The sequence below is a fragment of the Streptomyces minutiscleroticus genome, from assembly GCF_014650875.1.
Taxonomy (GTDB): domain Bacteria; phylum Actinomycetota; class Actinomycetes; order Streptomycetales; family Streptomycetaceae; genus Streptomyces; species Streptomyces minutiscleroticus.
Window position 1 is genome coordinate 36131 of the sequence record NZ_BMVU01000008.1, and the last position, 16062, is coordinate 52192.

At 73.1% G+C, this 16062-nt stretch carries 15 protein-coding genes; 11 read left to right on the forward strand and 4 right to left on the reverse strand.

What is annotated here, in order from left to right:
- Positions 1-93 precede the first annotated feature (93 nt).
- Complete coding sequence (locus IE271_RS11830; RefSeq protein ID WP_190190211.1) at positions 94-2463, reverse strand: glycoside hydrolase family 65 protein; 2370 nt, start codon at positions 2461-2463, stop codon at positions 94-96.
- A 199-nt stretch (positions 2464-2662) separates the two neighbouring features.
- Positions 2663-3541, reverse strand: coding sequence for a universal stress protein (locus IE271_RS11835; protein ID WP_190190212.1), 879 nt, complete (start codon positions 3539-3541; stop codon positions 2663-2665).
- Positions 3542-3733: 192 nt separating this feature from the next.
- Between IE271_RS11835 and IE271_RS11840 the strand changes: the two genes are divergently transcribed.
- The 11 genes from IE271_RS11840 to hypE all read left to right on the forward strand — a co-directional run bounded on the left by IE271_RS11840 (position 3734) and on the right by hypE (position 14479).
- Positions 3734-4252 carry a hydrogenase maturation protease gene (locus IE271_RS11840; protein WP_190190213.1) on the forward strand — a complete coding sequence of 173 codons (519 nt, stop codon included), beginning with the start codon at positions 3734-3736 and terminating at the stop codon, positions 4250-4252.
- A complete protein-coding gene (gene hypF, locus IE271_RS11845) occupies positions 4249-6594 on the forward strand; it encodes a carbamoyltransferase HypF (RefSeq protein ID WP_190190214.1) in 2346 nt (781 codons plus the stop codon). Before IE271_RS11840 ends, hypF begins: the two co-directional genes overlap by 4 nt.
- A gap of 5 nt (positions 6595-6599) precedes the next feature.
- A complete protein-coding gene (locus IE271_RS11850) occupies positions 6600-6896 on the forward strand; it encodes a HypC/HybG/HupF family hydrogenase formation chaperone (RefSeq protein WP_190190215.1) in 297 nt (98 codons plus the stop codon).
- Between the two features lie 196 nt (positions 6897-7092).
- Positions 7093-8256, forward strand: a complete 1164-nt coding sequence (locus IE271_RS11855; protein ID WP_190190216.1) for a 4Fe-4S dicluster domain-containing protein — start codon at positions 7093-7095, stop codon at positions 8254-8256.
- Positions 8253-8711: a Crp/Fnr family transcriptional regulator gene (locus tag IE271_RS11860; RefSeq protein ID WP_190190217.1), complete on the forward strand. Its 459-nt coding sequence runs from the start codon at positions 8253-8255 to the stop codon at positions 8709-8711. Before IE271_RS11855 ends, IE271_RS11860 begins: the two co-directional genes overlap by 4 nt.
- Positions 8708-9544 carry an FAD/NAD(P)-binding protein gene (locus IE271_RS11865; protein WP_190190218.1) on the forward strand — a complete coding sequence of 279 codons (837 nt, stop codon included), beginning with the start codon at positions 8708-8710 and terminating at the stop codon, positions 9542-9544. Before IE271_RS11860 ends, IE271_RS11865 begins: the two co-directional genes overlap by 4 nt.
- A 1-nt stretch (position 9545) precedes the next feature.
- Positions 9546-10346 (forward strand): NADH-quinone oxidoreductase subunit B family protein, encoded by an 801-nt coding sequence (locus IE271_RS11870; protein ID WP_190190219.1) that lies wholly within the window; start codon positions 9546-9548, stop codon positions 10344-10346.
- Positions 10343-11716: a Ni/Fe hydrogenase subunit alpha gene (locus IE271_RS11875; RefSeq protein WP_190190220.1), complete on the forward strand. Its 1374-nt coding sequence runs from the start codon at positions 10343-10345 to the stop codon at positions 11714-11716. Before IE271_RS11870 ends, IE271_RS11875 begins: the two co-directional genes overlap by 4 nt.
- A complete protein-coding gene (locus IE271_RS11880) occupies positions 11692-12339 on the forward strand; it encodes a CBS domain-containing protein (RefSeq protein WP_229919272.1) in 648 nt (215 codons plus the stop codon). The genes IE271_RS11875 and IE271_RS11880 overlap by 25 nt, the downstream gene beginning before the upstream one ends.
- A complete protein-coding gene (gene hypD / locus IE271_RS11885) occupies positions 12336-13448 on the forward strand; it encodes a hydrogenase formation protein HypD (RefSeq protein ID WP_190190221.1) in 1113 nt (370 codons plus the stop codon). Before IE271_RS11880 ends, hypD begins: the two co-directional genes overlap by 4 nt.
- Positions 13445-14479: a hydrogenase expression/formation protein HypE gene (gene hypE / locus IE271_RS11890; protein WP_190190222.1), complete on the forward strand. Its 1035-nt coding sequence runs from the start codon at positions 13445-13447 to the stop codon at positions 14477-14479. Before hypD ends, hypE begins: the two co-directional genes overlap by 4 nt.
- A 53-nt stretch (positions 14480-14532) precedes the next feature.
- Here the strand turns inward: hypE and IE271_RS11895 are convergent, their stop codons facing one another.
- Positions 14533-15126 (reverse strand): Rv1733c family protein, encoded by a 594-nt coding sequence (locus tag IE271_RS11895; protein ID WP_190190223.1) that lies wholly within the window; start codon positions 15124-15126, stop codon positions 14533-14535.
- 106 nt (positions 15127-15232) lie between these two features.
- Complete coding sequence (locus IE271_RS11900; protein WP_190190224.1) at positions 15233-15988, reverse strand: CBS domain-containing protein; 756 nt, start codon at positions 15986-15988, stop codon at positions 15233-15235.
- Between the last annotated feature and the right edge of the window lie 74 nt (positions 15989-16062).

Sequence of the window (16062 nt, forward strand, 5' to 3'; positions counted from 1 at the left end):
CCGTGCGGGCGCGGCCGGTCGGCGGTGCCGTTTGCGCGGAGGCGGCCGAAGGACGGGCCCGGTCCTGTGGGACCGGGTGCGTCGGGCGGCTGCTCACCGGGTGAGGATCAGCCGGGACGTCTCCCCCGGCTGGATGCAGACGGTGCGGTCCCGCAGCCGGACGTCGACGGGGCACCGGTCGGACGACGGCACGATGATCTCCAACGCTCCCCGTTCCAGTCGCAGCCTGACGCCCCAGTGGCCTCGGTAGCGCAGGGCGAACGTGTAGGAGGACAGTTCCGGCAGCGGAACGGGGTCGAGCCAGAGTGCTTCGCCGCGGGTCTCGAGTCCGGGCAGTCCGCGCTGGACGAGGTCGAGCGTGCCGGCCATGGCACCGAGGTGGATGCCCTCTTCGGTGGTGCCGCCCTGTACGTCGGCGATGTCGCCGCGCAGCGCCTCCTGGCAGAACGTCCATGCCTCGCCGCGTCGGGCGCGGGCCAGGACCCAGCCGTGGACCAGGCCGCTGAGGGTGGATCCGTGGGAGGTGCGGCAGAGATAGTGGTCGACGGTGCGCCGCCATGCCTTCTCGCTGAGGTCGTAGCCCAGGCGGACGAAGAGGGAGCGGAGTTCGCGGGGGGAGAAGAGGTACCCCAGCATCAGCACGTCGGCTTGTTTCGAGGCCTGGTAGCGGTTGACGGTGTCGCCCTCGGCCTCCAGGATGCGGTCGAGACGCCGGATGTCGCCGTACTGCTCGCGGTAGCCGTCCCAGTCGAGTTCGGCGAGATCGCCGTACCCGTCGAACTGGCTGATCAGGCCGTCGTGGAAGGGGACGTGGAGGGTGCGGGAGACGTCCTCCCACTGCCGGAGTTCCTCGTCGTGCAGCTCGGTGCGTTCCAGGAGTTCGCGTCGGCGGGGTTCGGGCAGGGCACGCAGTACGGTCAGGGCGCGGGCGAGCACCCATGCGGCGGTGACGTTGGTGTAGGCGTTGTCGTCGATGCCGGGCCGCCGCGCGCCGGGGTAGGCGTCGTGGTATTCGTCGGGGCCGACCACGCCGCGGATGCGGTAGCGCCGCAGACGGCCGTCGTAGGCCGCCGAGTCCGCCCAGAAGCGGGCGATCTGCAGCATCATCTCGGCGCCCTTGGTGTGCAGGAACTCGGTGTCCCCGCTGGCCTGGCAGTACTGCCACACGTTGTACGCGATCGCCGAGCCGACGTGGTGCTGGAGCCGGGAGTGATCGGGCAGCCAGCGTCCGGAGCGGGGGTTGAGGTGCAGTTCCTGGGTCTCCTCGCGTCCGTCGCTGCCGCTCTGCCACGGATACAGCGCCCCTCGGCGGCCGAGCGCGCGGGCCGATGCGCAGGCGCGCTCCAGGCGCCGGTGGCGGTAGCAGAGCAGGGCGCGGGAGACCTCGGGGAAGTGCAGGTCGAGGTAGGGCAGGACGAACAGTTCGTCCCAGAAGACGTGCCCGCGGTAGGCCTCTCCGTGCAGTCCCCGGGCGGGCACCCCCACGTCCAGGTCGGCGGTGTGGGGCGAGAGCGTCTGCAGGACGTGGAAGAGGTGCAGTCGCAGGATGCGGCCGGCGTCCCCGGGAACCTCCAGTTCGGCCCGGCGCCAGAGCTGCTCCCAGGCGGTGCGGTGGCTGCGCAGCAGCTCGTCGAAGCCGGGGGCGTCTCCCACCCGGTCGACCGCCGCACGCAGCGGGTCGCTGATCGCGGGGTCGCGAGAGGAGTGCAGCGCGACCGTCTTGTCGACGGTGACGGTGCGGCCGGGCGGCAGGCGCAGCCGGACACGCTGGACCGCGCGAGGAAAGACGTGGCGGGCGGCGACGGGTGCGCCGGCCGTCAGCCGGGCCGCCAGGGCGATGCGGATGTCCGAGGTGCGCGTGCGGCAGCGCAGCCATACCAGGTTTCGGGCGGCGGAACCGGTGTGCACGTGGGTCAGATGGCGGCCGTCCAGGTCGCGGTAGCGCGGTACACCGTCATTGGTGACGCCCCCGTCGAGTGCCGCTTGGACCTCCAGTCCGCCGGTGAACCCCTCGGCCGTGAACTCGGTACGCAGGGCGGCCAGGTGCGGGTCGGCCATGTGCACCAGGCGCCGCTGGCGCACGCACAGCGTGCGCCCCTGGCCGATGCCGTACAGCGTCCGGCGTTCCAGCAGACCCGACGAGAGGTGGAGGGTCTGCCGGTGGTCGAGCACCGTTCCCGTGTCCGGCGTGAGCCAGGGTCGCCCGGTGAGGCGGTAGCGCAGCGGCAGCCAGTTCGGAAGGTTGACGAGGTCCTCGTTCTCGACCCGGCGCCCCGCCACCGCCGAGGTGAGCCGGTCGTAGCAGCCGGCCGCATAGGTACCCGGGTAGTGGACGTCGTCCGCGGTGCATTCGGGCAGGGCTCCCCGGGTGGCGAAGCAGCCGTTCCCCAGCGTGCACAGCGCTTCCCTCACACGCTCCTGCTCGGGGAGGTAGCTCTCGTACTCCCAGGTCCAGCCCGTCACCGTGGTGCTTCCTTCCTCGAACCGCTCCCGTGGGCGTGTACGCCGCCCGGGCCGGGGCTCGCAGACGATGCGCGTGGGGGCCGTGAGGCCGATCAGTGGGACGGTGGCGACGGTCGCGGAGCCTCTCCCCGCACGCATACGGGTGCACTGCGGCCACAGCCGGTCGGACGAGCCGTCCGGAGCCGGCGGCTCGCCGGGATCAGTCCCGCTGCGGCACGACCGCGACCGGGCAGTCCGCATGGTGCAGCAGCGTGTGCGCCACCCGGCCGAGCTGCAGGCCCAGGTGACCCCGCCTGCGGCGCGCGCCGATGACCGCGAGGTCCGCGGCGGCCGTGCGCCTCAGCAGCACGATGCGCGCCGGCCCTTCGGCCGTGGCACGGCGTACCCGGACACCGGGGCGCTCGACCGTCGCTTCGCGCAGCAGGTCGTCGAGCAGGGCGGAGGCCCGCTGCTCGTGCTCCCGGTCCACTCCCGCGGTCAGCAGCGGGTGATCGGCGCTCTCGTGCGCGGGGCAGCGCCAGGCGCGGACCACGTCGAGCGTGCAGGTACGCGCCTGGGCTTCGCGGAAGGCGAAACGGACCGCCTCACCACTGGTGTCAGGGGCGCCGGCCCCCAGCAGGATTCGTTCGTGGGAGCCGGTCAGCGCGGCCTTGTCGCCGCGGACCACGACGACCGGACAGTACGCCCGGGCGGCCACGGCCAGACCGACCGAGCCCAGCAGCAGGCCCTTCAGCTCGCCGCGTCCCCTCGATCCGGTCACCAGCGCGAAGGCATTGTCGCCTTCGCGCAGCAGAGCGGAGACCGCGTCGTCGGCCCGTACCTCACCGGTCACTCCCACATCCGCGACGCGTCGTCGGGCACGCTCGGTGGCGACACCGATGATGTTGTCCGCCAGCACTTTCTCGGACGGCCGGTCGGAGCCGTGGGAGGGGACGACCCCTTCGTAGCGTTCCCACAGGGAGGCGTACACCAGCCGGAGCGGCACACCGTGCCGGGCGGCCTCGTCCACCGCCCAGTCGACCGCGGTCAGGCTGGAGTCCGATCCGTCGACACCCACGACCAGGGGCAGACCGGTCACGGTTCAACCACCTTCCGCCGGGCTGCACCGCTGTGCAGCAAAAGGGGCTGTCCTGCTCCACCGTCGCACCCTCCGGCCGGAGGCAGGAGGGGCGATCCGGTCCCCGTAAGGGACGTTCGGCCCGTGTCCGCGCGCATCGGCACGTGTCGATGATGACGGGCGTTGCGGACCGGGGAGACGGGGGAGGCGGAGATGGCCCGCGCCCAGCGGATCGTGGTCATCGGTGTGGGAAACGAGTTCCGGCACGACGACGGTGTGGGGTGGGCCGTCGTCGCACGTCTGGAGGAACGGATGGCCGGCCGCTCCCTGCCGTGGGAGACGGTGCCGGCGATGTGCGACGGCGACCCGGTCCGTCTGATGGAACTGTGGAAGGGCGCCGATCTCGCTGTCGTCGTCGACGCGGCCCGCACCCGACCGCCCAGCCCCGGACGCGTCCACCGGCTCGCCCTGGACGACGTGCTGCCGCAGTGGCCGGCGGCCACGAGCTCCCACGGTCTGGAGCTCGGTGATGCCGTGGAGCTGTCCGGCGTCCTCGGGCGGCTGCCGCACCGGCTCGTGGTGTACGCGGTCGAAGGCGCCGACAGCACGGTGGGCCGGGGGCTGTCGGACGCGGTCGCGGCGCGGGTCGAGAGCCTCGTCCGGGAAGTGGAGGCGGACATCGCACACTGTGTGGCCGACATCGGCCGTGCTCACCGGAAGGACGTGCCGTGAGCGGGCGCATCGCGCGGCGTATACGGGTGTTCGGACGGGTCCAGGGGGTCGGCTTCCGCCCCTACGTGCACCGGACGGCGACCGCACTCGGCCTCGACGGCTGGGTGTCGAACGTCGACGGACACGTGGAGGTGAGCGTCTGCGGCCCTGCGGAGACGGTGCGTGCGCTGGTGGCGGGGATCCGTGCGCCGGTGCCGCCGCTCGCCGTCGTCCGCCACGTGGTGGTGGGGGACGAGCACGGCGACAGAACACCGGTGGGGCGCGGGTTCACGGTACGCCCGAGCCGGGCCCGTCCGTGCGACGGTCCCCGCGAGGTCCCGCCGGACGCGGCCGTCTGCGACGCCTGCCTGCGGGAGCTGTTCGACCCCGCGGACCGCCGCTACCGCTACCCGTTCGTCAACTGTGCCGACTGCGGTCCGCGGGCCACCTTGATCGAGGACCTGCCCTACGACCGCGTGAGGACCACCATGCGGCGCTTCCCGCTGTGCCCGGCGTGTGCGGCCGAGTACGCCGACCCCGCCGACCGGCGCTTCCACGCCGAACCGCTGGCGTGTCCGGCCTGCGGCCCGCATCTCACCTGGTCCGACCTGACCGGGGAGAAGGCACTGCGGGCAGCGGTCGCAGCCGTCGCGGCGGGCGGCGTCATCGCGGTGAAGGGACTCGGCGGTTTTCAACTGGTGTGCGACGCCACCAGCGCGGAGGCGGTGAGCGAGCTGCGCAGGCGCAAGCACAGGCCCGACAAACCGTTCGCCGTCATGGTGCGCGATCTCGCGACCGCGCGACGGCTGGCGTACATCGGCCGCACCGAGCGTGACGTCCTGACCTCGCCGGCGCACCCCGTGGTGCTGCTGCGGGCACGAGGCGTCCACGAGCCGGCCGGGGACCGGCGGCGCACCCGCGCCCGGGCGGTGCGGCTCGCTCCCCAGGTACAGCCGGGAACCCGCCGTGCGGGCCTCTTCCTCCCCACCACCGCACTGCACCACCTGCTCCTGCGCGGGCTGGACCGCCCCTTGATCGTCACCAGCGGCAACCTCGCCGGCGAGCCCATCGCCGTCGACGACGACGAGGCCCGGCGGGCACTCGGCGCGGTCGCCGACGGATTCCTGACCCACGACCGGCCCATCCACGCCCGCTACGACGACTCCGTCGTCCACGTCCTCGGCCGCAGGAGCCTCACGCTCCGCCGGGCCCGCGGCTACGCACCAGCCCCTCTCGCACTTCCCGTTCCCGCACCCCTTTCCCTGGCGGGGGCCGGGGCCCAGCTCAAGCACACCTTCACCCTGGCCGAGCACGATCGGGCCCACATCGGGACGCACACAGGCGACCTGGCGAGCGCGGCCACCCACGAGGCGTTCCGGGCCTCGTTCGCGGACCTCTCGCGCCTGACCGGAATCCGTCCCCGCGCGGTGGCGCACGATCTCCACCCCGGTTACCTGTCCACCCAGTGGGCCCGGGGCCTGCCCGTCGAACGCCGGATCGCCGTCCAGCACCACCACGCGCACGTCGCGGCCGTGGCGGCCGAACACGCACTGGCCGAACCGTTCGTGGGCGTCGCCTACGACGGCCTGGGGGCCGGCGACGACGGCACACTCTGGGGAGGCGAAGTCCTCGTCGCGGACCTGGCCGGCTACCGGCGCGTGGGACGGTTCGCACGGGCGCCCCTGCCCGGCGGCGAGGCCGCCGTCCGCCGTCCGACCCGGATGGCGCTCGGTTATCTCCACGGACTGGAGGCGCTGGGCGCACCGCGTCCCGCCGCCTGGCAGGCCCGGCCGTTCACCGACCGTCTGGACGCGCGGGAGACGGAGACGGTCTGCCGCATGGTGGAACGCGGCGTCAACTGCCCCCGGGCCTCCAGTGCGGGACGGTTGTTCGACGCCGTGGCCGGCCTGCTCGGCCTGGGGGACACGGTGTCCTACGAAGGGCAGGCGGCCGTCGCCCTGGAGAGCGCGGCCGGCGGCCTGCGCACCGGTGCGCTGCCCTGGCGGCTGACCCGGACGGACGGTCTGTGGGTGTACGACCCCGCCCCCACGCTCACCGCACTCCTCGAAGGGGTCGCCGACGACGTCGCGGTCGGCCGGCTCGCCGCCGCGTTCCACTCCACCGTCGCCGAGGTCACCGCCGCACTGGTGGAACGTGCGGTCGCCGCCGGCGCCCCGCGCACGGTGTGCCTGGGCGGCGGCTGCTTCCAGAACCGCCGTCTGCTGACCGACGTCGAACGCCTGCTGCGCGCCCAGGACCTGCGCGTTCTGACAGGCCACGCGGTTCCGGTGAACGACGCGGGCATCAGCTACGGGCAGGTGGCGGTGGCGTCCGCCCTGCTCGCGAGGGAGAAGGAGCGCTGAGCGCGATGTGCCTGGGGATTCCCGGCCGGATCGTCGACGTCGCCGACAGCGACGGCGTGCGGACGGGCACGGTGGACTTCGGTGGCGTACGGCGCGAGGTGTGTCTGGCGTACACGCCCGCGGCGGAGGCCGGCACCTACGTCATCGTCCACGTGGGCTTCGCCATCACCGAGGTCGACGAGGCGGAGGCCGAACGCACGCTGGAGGTGCTGCGCGCGATGGGCGAGGCGGTGCGCAGTGAACTGGGGGAGCCGCTGCCGACCCGCACGCGCGGACCGGACGGCTCGGCGGACGGGCGCTGAAGCCCGTTTCGTCGAGGTCGCACGCGTAACGGACCGAAGTCGCTCCCAGGGATGGGGCCGAAGGGCCCGGGGTCGAGTCCGTGCGGCCCGTGGTGCCCTACAAGGGCGTCGCGCATGCTGGAGACAGAGACCCCACAGTGTTTCCGGCCCCACAGTGTTTCCGCACAAGCCCCGCGGCACTTTCCGGAGGGGAACGATGAGCAGCAGCCCCGCGACCGCGGTCCTGGACAGGAACGGACTCGACGCCCTGGTGGAGGCGTTGCGCGCCGAGGGGCGCACCGTCGTCGGTCCGACGGTGCGCGACGGCGCCGTGGTCCTGGACGAGCTCACGGCGGCGGGGCAACTGCCCTTCGGCTGGGGCTCCGAGGTGGAGGCGGGCCGCTACCGCCTCGTGCCGCGCGCGGACGGTGCCGCCTTCGCGCACACCGCGGGGCCGCAGTCCTGGAAGGCGTTCCTGCATCCGCAGCGCGAGAAGCTGTGGAGCGCGGACCGCGCGGCCGACGGGCGGGTGTCGTTCGCCGCCGAGCGTCCTGTGCGGCCGTCGTACGCCTTCTTGGGCGTGCGTCCTTGTGACCTGCGCGCTATCGCCGTCCAGGACAATGTGCTGACCGGCGGTTATTACCGGGACGACGGTTACCGCCGGCGGCGGGAGGGGGCGTTCCTGATCGCTGCGGAGTGCACCGAACCCGGTGCCACCTGCTTCTGTGTCTCCATGGGCAGCGGTCCGGCCGCCGAGGCGGGCTTCGACCTGGCGCTGACCGAGATCGTGGACGACGCGGGCCATCGCTTCCTCGTCCGCGTGGGCAGCGCGGCCGGAGAGGCGGTCCTGTCCCGCGTGCCCCGCCGGGTGGCCGACGAGGAGACCGCTTCGACCGCCCGGAACGCGGTGGACGCCGCCCGGGAGCGCATGGGGCGGTCCATGCCGCCCGTCGACCTGCGCACCCTCCTGGGCGGCACGCTGGAGGCCGACCGCTGGGACGATGTCGCCGCCCGCTGTCTGACCTGCGGCAACTGCACCATGGTCTGCCCCACCTGCTTCTGCACCACCACCGAGGACGTCTCCGACCTCACCGGTGACCACGCCGAGCGCTGGCAGCGCTGGGACTCCTGTTTCGACCTGGACTTCTCGTATCTGCACGGCGGCCCGGTGCGCGCCTCGGCGCGCAGCCGCTACCGGCAGTGGCTCACCCACAAGCTGTCCACCTGGTACGACCAGTTCGGCAGCTCCGGCTGCGTGGGGTGCGGACGCTGCATCACCTGGTGTCCGGTCGGCATCGACATCACCGAGGAGGCCGCTGCCCTGCACGACGAACTCGCCGACCGCCTGCGGCGACAGGACGCAGAGGAGACGCAGCGATGACCTCCACCCTCACGATGTCCACCGCTCTTGCGGCCGAGCACCGCGCGCGGTTGATGCGGCTCGCCCGCGAGGTCTCCTTCGAGGCGGGCACCCGGCTGTTCGAGGAGGGGCGGCGCGCCGACCGGTTCTGGATCGTGCGGACCGGGACCGTCGCCCTGGACCTGCACGTACCCGGCCGCAGGGCCGCCGTCGTCGAGACCTTGGGACGCGGTGAACTGGTCGGCTGGTCCTGGCACTTCGCGCCTTATCAGTGGCAGCTGGGCGCCGAGGCCATGAGCCCGGTGCGGGCGTACGAGTTCGACGCGGGGGCCGTGCGTGCCCTGTGCGAGGAGCATCCCGAGTTCGGCCGCGCGATCGCCCTGTGGGTGGGGCACGTGCTGGCCCACCGGCTGCACGCGGCCCGCACCCGGCTGCTCGACCTGTACGCCCCCTACGGCAGCGGCGGGCAGCCATGACCGGCGTCCCCGTGCCGTACCGGGTGACCCGGGTGCGCGAGGAGACGGCCGACACGGTCAGCCTCACCCTCGCCCCGGCCGGCCCGGCGGGCCTCGCGCGCTTTTGGCCGGGGCAGTTCGCCATGGTGTACGCCTTCGGGGTCGGGGAGATCCCCGTCTCGGTGTCCCGTATCCACCGCCACCAGCTCGTCCACACCGTCCGCTCGGTCGGAGCCGTCTCGGCCGCGCTGTGCGCGCTGCGGCCGGGCGACCGCGTCGGGTTGCGCGGACCGTTCGGCACGGGATGGGAACTCGTCCGCGCCGCCGGGCAGGGCCTGGCCGCCGGACAGGACCTGCTGGTCGTCGCGGGTGGCATCGGTCTGGCCCCGCTGCGTCCTGTGGTGCTCGCCGCGCTGGCCGAACCGCGCCGCTACGGGCGGCTGAACCTCCTCGTCGGCGCCCGCACCGCCGACGACCTCGTCTACGCGGACCAGATCCGTGCCTGGAGCACGGTCCACGGACCTCTGCACTGCGCGGTCACCGTCGACCGCCCCACTCCCGCCTGGCGCGGCCACGTCGGCGTCGTGACCACCCTGCTGAACAGCGCGGCATTCGATCCCCGCCACACCACGGCCTGTGTCTGCGGACCCGAGGTGATGATCCGCGCCACCGCCCGCGACCTGCTCCACCGCGGCCTCCCCGCCCACCGCATCCGGGTGTCGCTGGAACGCAACGTGCGCTGCGCCACCGGCCACTGCGGCCACTGCCAGCTGGGCGGGGTCCTGCTCTGCAGGGACGGACCGGTCGTCGGCTGGGACCGGGCCTGCTCGCTGACGTCCGTGAGGGAGCTGTGACATGAGCGCGCCGAAGCTCGCGGTGTTCAAACTGGCGTCCTGCGACGGCTGCCAGCTCACGCTTCTGGACTGCGAGGACGAGCTCCTCACCCTCGCCGGGCAGGTGGAGATCGCTCACTTCCTGGAGGCTTCCAGCGCGGTCGAGCCGGGCCCTTACGACCTCTCCCTCGTCGAAGGTTCCATCACCACGCCCGCCGACGCCGCGCGGATCCGGGAGATCCGCGCGCAGTCCCGCCGTCTGGTGACCATCGGCGCGTGCGCCACCGCCGGCGGCATCCAGGCGCTGCGCGACTTCGCCGACGTCGAGGAGTTCCGCCGCACCGTCTACGCCCGGCCCGAGTACGTCGACACCCTGGCCACGTCGACCCCGGTGTCGGCCCACGTCGACGTCGACTTCGAACTGCGCGGCTGCCCGATCGACCGCGGCCGGCTTCTCGAGGTGATCACCGCGCATCTGGCGGGACGCAAACCGGACGTGCCCGATCACAGCGTGTGCTTCGAGTGCAAGCGCCGCGGCACGGTCTGCGTCACCGTCGCCCACGGCACCCCCTGCCTCGGGCCGGTCACCCACGCCGGGTGCGGGGCGATCTGCCCGGCCTACGGGCGCGGCTGCTACGGCTGCTTCGGACCGTCCGGGTCGGTGAACCTGCCCGCGCTGATCCCGCTGCTGCGCCGGGACGGCATGGACGAGCGCGACACCGAGCGCTTCCTGCGCACCTTCAACGCCACCGCCTTCGCCGCGGAGCAGAGCAAGCACACGGGGAACGGCGAGCACACGGAGAGCAGGGAGCACCGGTCGTGAGCCACCGCGGAAGCCGTGTCCTCAAGGTCGCCTCGCTCGCCCGGGTGGAGGGCGAGGGAGCGCTGCACCTGCGCGTCGACGGCGACGTGGTGCGGGAGGCCCGGCTGAGCATCTACGAGCCGCCGCGCTTCTTCGAGGCGTTCCTGCGCGGCCGCGCGTACACCGAGCCGCCCGACATCACGGCCCGGGTGTGCGGCATCTGCCCGGTGGCCTACCAGATGAGTGCCTGCGCGGCGATCGAGGACGCCTGCGGCGTCACCGTCGACCGGCCGTTGCGCGAACTGCGCAGGCTGCTGTACTGCGGCGAGTGGATCGAGAGCCACGCCCTGCACATCCACCTGCTGCACGCTCCCGACTTCTTCGGCTGCGCCGGCGCCGTCGACCTCGCCCGCACCCAGCGCGCCGCGGTGGAGCGGGGGCTCAGGCTCAAGCAGGCGGGCAACGCGGTCCTCGACCTTCTCGGCGGACGCGCCGTCCACCCCGTCAACGTGCGCATCGGCGGCTTCTACCGCACCCCCGCCCCGTTCGAACTGCGCCCGCTGGCGGAGCGGTTGCGCCGCGCGGCCGACGATGCCCGGGAGACCGTGCGCTGGGCGGCCGGCTTCGACTTCCCGGACGCCTCCGTGGACGCCGACTTCCTGGCCCTGGCCGCGCCCGGGACGTACGCCGTCGAGGAGGGCACGCCGACCGCGCTGCGCCCGGACGGCGCGCGGACCGCGTTCCCCGTGCGGGCCTTCCTGGACCACGTGCGCGAGGAACAGGTGCCGCACTCCACCGCCCTGCACGCACGGCTCGACGGGCGGCGCCACCTCACCGGGCCGCTCGCCCGGTTCGCGATCAGCGGGCACGCGCTGTCGCCCACGGCGCTGGAGGCGGCCCGGGAGGCCGGACTCGCCACCCCGGGACAGGACAGCGTGTGCCGCAACCCCTACCGCTCGGTCCTCGTACGGGCCGTCGAGGTGGTGTACGCGGTCGAGGAGGCACTGCGCATCATCGACGCCTACGAGCCCCCGCCCCGCCCGTACGTCCCCGTCCCGCCCGCCGAGGGCACCGGCCACGGCGCGACGGAGGCACCGCGCGGTCTGCTGTACCACCGCTACCGGCTGGACGGCGAGGGCACCGTCACCGACGTGCGGCTCGTACCCCCCACCGCGCAGAACCAGGGCGCCATCGAGGACGACCTGCGCCGGGCCGCCCAGTCGGCCCTCGCCGGGCAGGCGCTGAGCGACGACGGGCTGACGCACCTGTGCGAACGGGTCATCCGCAACCACGACCCGTGCATCTCGTGCTCCGCCCACTTCCTCGACCTCACCATCGACCGCACCCGACACCAGGGGAGGGGACCGTGCCCGACAGCCCGCACATCGTGAGCGACGTGATGACGCACACCGCCGTCGCCGTCGGCCGTGACGCGTCCTTCAAGGACATCGTCCAGCTCATGGAGGAGTGGAAGGTCAGCTCCCTGCCCGTACTGGAGGGCGAGGGCCGGGTGATCGGCGTCGTCTCCGAGGCCGATCTGCTGCCCAAGGAGGGGTTCCGTGACAGCGATACGGACTACGCGCAGCTCGACCGGCTCCCCGACCTGGCCAAGGCGTCGGCTGTGACCGCCGAAGGACTGATGAGCTCGCCGGCCGTCACGGTCCACGCCCGCAGCACCCTGCCCCAGGCCGCCCGCATCATGGCCCGGCGCAAGATCAAGCGGCTTCCGGTCGTCAACGACGAGGGCCTGCTCGAAGGCGTCGTCAGCCGCTCGGACCTGCTGAAGGTGTTCCTGCGGCCGGACGCCGACATCGCCGACGAGATCACGCGCGACATCATCTTCCCCGCCCCCGTCGAACCCGTCGCCGTCACCGTCACCGACGGCGTCGTCACCCTCACCGGGAGGATCCGGGACGCCACCTTGATTCCCCTGCTCGTCCGTCTGGTGCGAGGCGTGGAGGGCGTGGTCGACGTCGACTGCCGCCTTTCGGGCGCCGGGGCGGAGGAGCGGTGAGGTACCTGGACGAGTACCGCGACCCGGCGCTGGCGCGGCGGCTCCTGGAGGAGCTGCGCCGCACCGCGACGCGCCCCTGGCGGATCATGGAGGTCTGCGGCGGGCAGACCCACACCCTGGTCCGGCAGGGCATCGACGCGCTGCTGCCCGCGGGCATGCGCATGATCCACGGCCCGGGCTGCCCGGTGTGCGTCACTCCGCTGCAGACCCTGGACCGGGCGATGGACATCGCGGCCCGGCCGGATGTGATCTTCACCAGCTTCGGTGACATGCTGCGCGTGCCCGGTTCCGGCACCGACCTGCTCTCCCTGCGGGCGCGCGGCGCGGACGTACGGGTCGTCTACACGCCGATGGACGCCGTCCGGCTCGCCCGGCGGCACCCGCAGCGCGACGTGGTCTTCCTCGCCGTCGGCTTCGAGACCACCGCCCCCGCCAACGCGATGGCCGTCCTGCACGCCGCGCGGCTGGGGCTGACGAACTTCTTCCTGCTGGTCAGTCACGTCCTGGTGCCGCCGGCGATGACCGCGCTGCTGGACGACCCCGACTGCGAGGTGCAGGCCTTCCTCGCGGCCGGGCACGTGTGCGCGGTCATGGGCTGGCGCGAGTACGAGCCGATCGCCGCCCGCTACCGGGTGCCGGTCGTCGTCACCGGATTCGAACCGCTCGACCTGCTGGACGGCATCCTCATGGCCGTACGGCAACTGGAGTCGGGCCGTCACGAGGTCGAGAACCAGTACGTGCGCGCGGTGCACCGCAGCGGCAACACCGCCGCCCAGGACGCCGTGAACGAGGTCTTCCGGACCACCGACCGGGCCTGGCGCGGCATCGGCCGGCTGCCCGGCAGCGGCTTGGAACTGGCCGGCCCCTACGCCCGGTTCGACGCCGTGCGCCGGTTCGGCACCGGCACGCCGCACACGGCCGAGGACCCCGAGTGCATCGCCGGAGCCGTCCTCACCGGTGCCCGCCTGCCCACCGACTGCACGGCGTACGGCACCCGGTGCACCCCCCGCCACCCGCTCGGCGCGCCGATGGTCTCCGCCGAGGGCACCTGCGCGGCGTTCCACGCCGCCGGCCGCACGAAGCAGGCGCGGGAGGTGCCGGCACGATGACGTCGCAGTGTCCCGCTCCCCGCCGCGAGGAAGAACTCGTCCTGCTCGGGCACGGTTCCGGAGGCCGGCTGAGCGCCGAGCTCCTGGACACGCTCGTGCTCCCGGCCCTCGACGGCCACGGCGGCCCGCTGGAGGACGCGGCACTGCTGCCCGGCCATCCGGAACTGGTGATGAGCACCGACAGCTTCGTCGTCAGCCCGCTGTTCTTCCCCGGCGGCGACATCGGCTCCCTCGCGGTGCACGGCACCGTCAACGACCTGGCCATGCGCGGGGCCTGGCCCGTGGCCCTGTCCGTCGCCCTGGTCCTGGAGGAAGGGCTGCCGCTGTCCGACCTGCGGGCCGTGGTGCAGTCGCTGGGCAAGGCCGCCCGCGCCGCGGAGGTGCCCGTCGTCACGGGCGACACCAAGGTCGTCGGGCGCGGGGCCGTGGACAAGGTGTTCGTCACCACCACCGGTGTCGGGCAGCGTCCGGGCGCGCTGCGGCCGTCCGCCGCGCTGGCCCGGCCCGGTGACGCGGTGCTGCTCTCCGGTCCCGTGGGCCTGCACGGCACCACGGTGCTCTCCACCCGCGAGGGGCTCGGCTTCGAGAGCGACATCGCCTCCGACACCCGCCCCCTGCACCGGCTGGTACGCGCCCTGGAGCCGCTCGGCCGGCACCTGCACACCTTGCGCGACCCCACCCGCGGCGGGCTCGCCGCGGCCCTGAACGAGATCGCCCGCGACGCGTCCGTGGCCGTCGAGATCGAGGAGAGCGCCGTACCGGTGCCGCAGCAGGTCGCCGCCGCCTGCGACCTGCTCGGTCTTGACCCCTTGGTCGTCGCCAACGAGGGCTGTCTGGTCGCCTTCGTCGCCCCCGGGGCGGCGGACGCGGCGCTCGACGCCATGCGGTCGACCCCCGAGGGGCGCCAGGCGGTCCGCATCGGTGAAGTGCTCGCCCACGGTCCCCGCGGCCGGGTGACGCTGCGCACGCTGGTCGGTGCGCGGCGCATCGTGGACATGCCGCTCGGCGAGCAGCTGCCGCGCATCTGCTGACCGCGCCCGCGAAAAGCGCTGCCCGCGCAAGGGCAGGGGGCCGAAGGGCCGTGTCAGCCGGTCGTCCTGCGCCAGCGGGGACCGACCTGCTCCCACTCCCGGTCCCACCGCGCCATGCGCTGCCGGTCCAGACGTATGCGCACCACACGTCCGCCCACCAGCACACCGCCCGCGGTCCCCGACCCGGCCAGCGCGCCGAAGAGCGCTGCCTCCCACCGGGCCTGGGACGCGGTGAGAGGCCGGGACACCAGCTTGTCCGCACGGTCGGCCCATACGGTGACCTGTGCGCCCGTCTTCGTGCCGGGCTCGACCTTCGCCGGGCCCGTGTGCGGGGAACCGTCGGCGGCCGTCCAGCGTACCGTGGCCCACGCCACGCTCTCGGTGTACCCGGGAGCCGTCTGCGGGGTCGTCACCGCGTTCTCGGTCAGGACCGCCCGCACGGCCGACACCCGGGCTCGGCGTTCGGTCAGATCGTGCCCCACCGCTCCCGCCGTCGTCTGTCCCGCGAACACGCCGGCCAGAGGCGCGAACAGCCATGCGCACAAGATGACCCAGGCCTCCGCCCGGTCGCTGCGGCGCCGAAGGGGATTGTTCCTCCACCGCCACAGCCACACCCGCCTCTGCACGGTACGGGAGGTTGTGGCCATCGCTTGTCACCTTCTTGCGCGAAGCGGGGGTGAGAGATGTCCGGTCCGCAGGGACCCCGGCGCACCGTGCGCTCGGCACGAACGCGCCCCCATGTGCCGTGTCACGTCAGACGGTGTTCTTCGCTCCCCCGGACCGCGTGGTCGGCTCCTCGGCGAAACCGGGGTCGAGTTCTTGATGACGAGGCGGTCCCGTCAGGGCGCAGTCCACGTCGACGACTCCCCAGACGCCGTATGCCAGCCATGCGGCGACGGGCACGAGGGCGGTGTTGCGGACGCGTCCGGTGAGGTGCACGACCCCGTCGCGCACCTGTACCCGGATCGGCTCCAGCGGCGCGGGGAACAGATGGGCGACGACCTTGTGGCGGATCTCCTGCGCGATGTCCTCGTCGTTCCGTTCGAACACCCGGAGCAGGTCGGAGCGGCTGACGATGCCCAGCAGCGTGCGGTTGTCACCGACGACGGGCAGTCGTTTGATCCGGGCATGGGCCATGATCCGGGCGGCCTGGGCCACGGGTGTGTTCTCGGGGACGGTGACGGCCGGAGTGGTCATCAGTTCCTCCGCGGTCACTGCGCCGATCTTGGCAAGGTCGGACAGCCGGTCCGGTTGCGGGACGGGCGCCTCGTCCGCCGAGCGGGCCCGGGGGAGGGAACGAAGCGGGTCTCCTCCGCGAAACTGCTCCTTGAGCAGCAGATCGGCCTCGGAGACGATACCCACGACCTTGTTTCCGTCCTCCAGCACGGGAAGGGCGCTGACCTTCCACTGCCGCATGGCCCTGACGATGTCCTTGAAGGCCGCGTCGGGGGTGAGCGCGACGACCTTGCGTGTCATGACGTCGCCGACGAGAGGCGGATTGCCGTACATGGCGTCCTCCGTGGGGCCGGAACGGTTGTCGCACCGCGGTGGGCGTTTTCCCGTGCCGTGGTACCGACACCTAC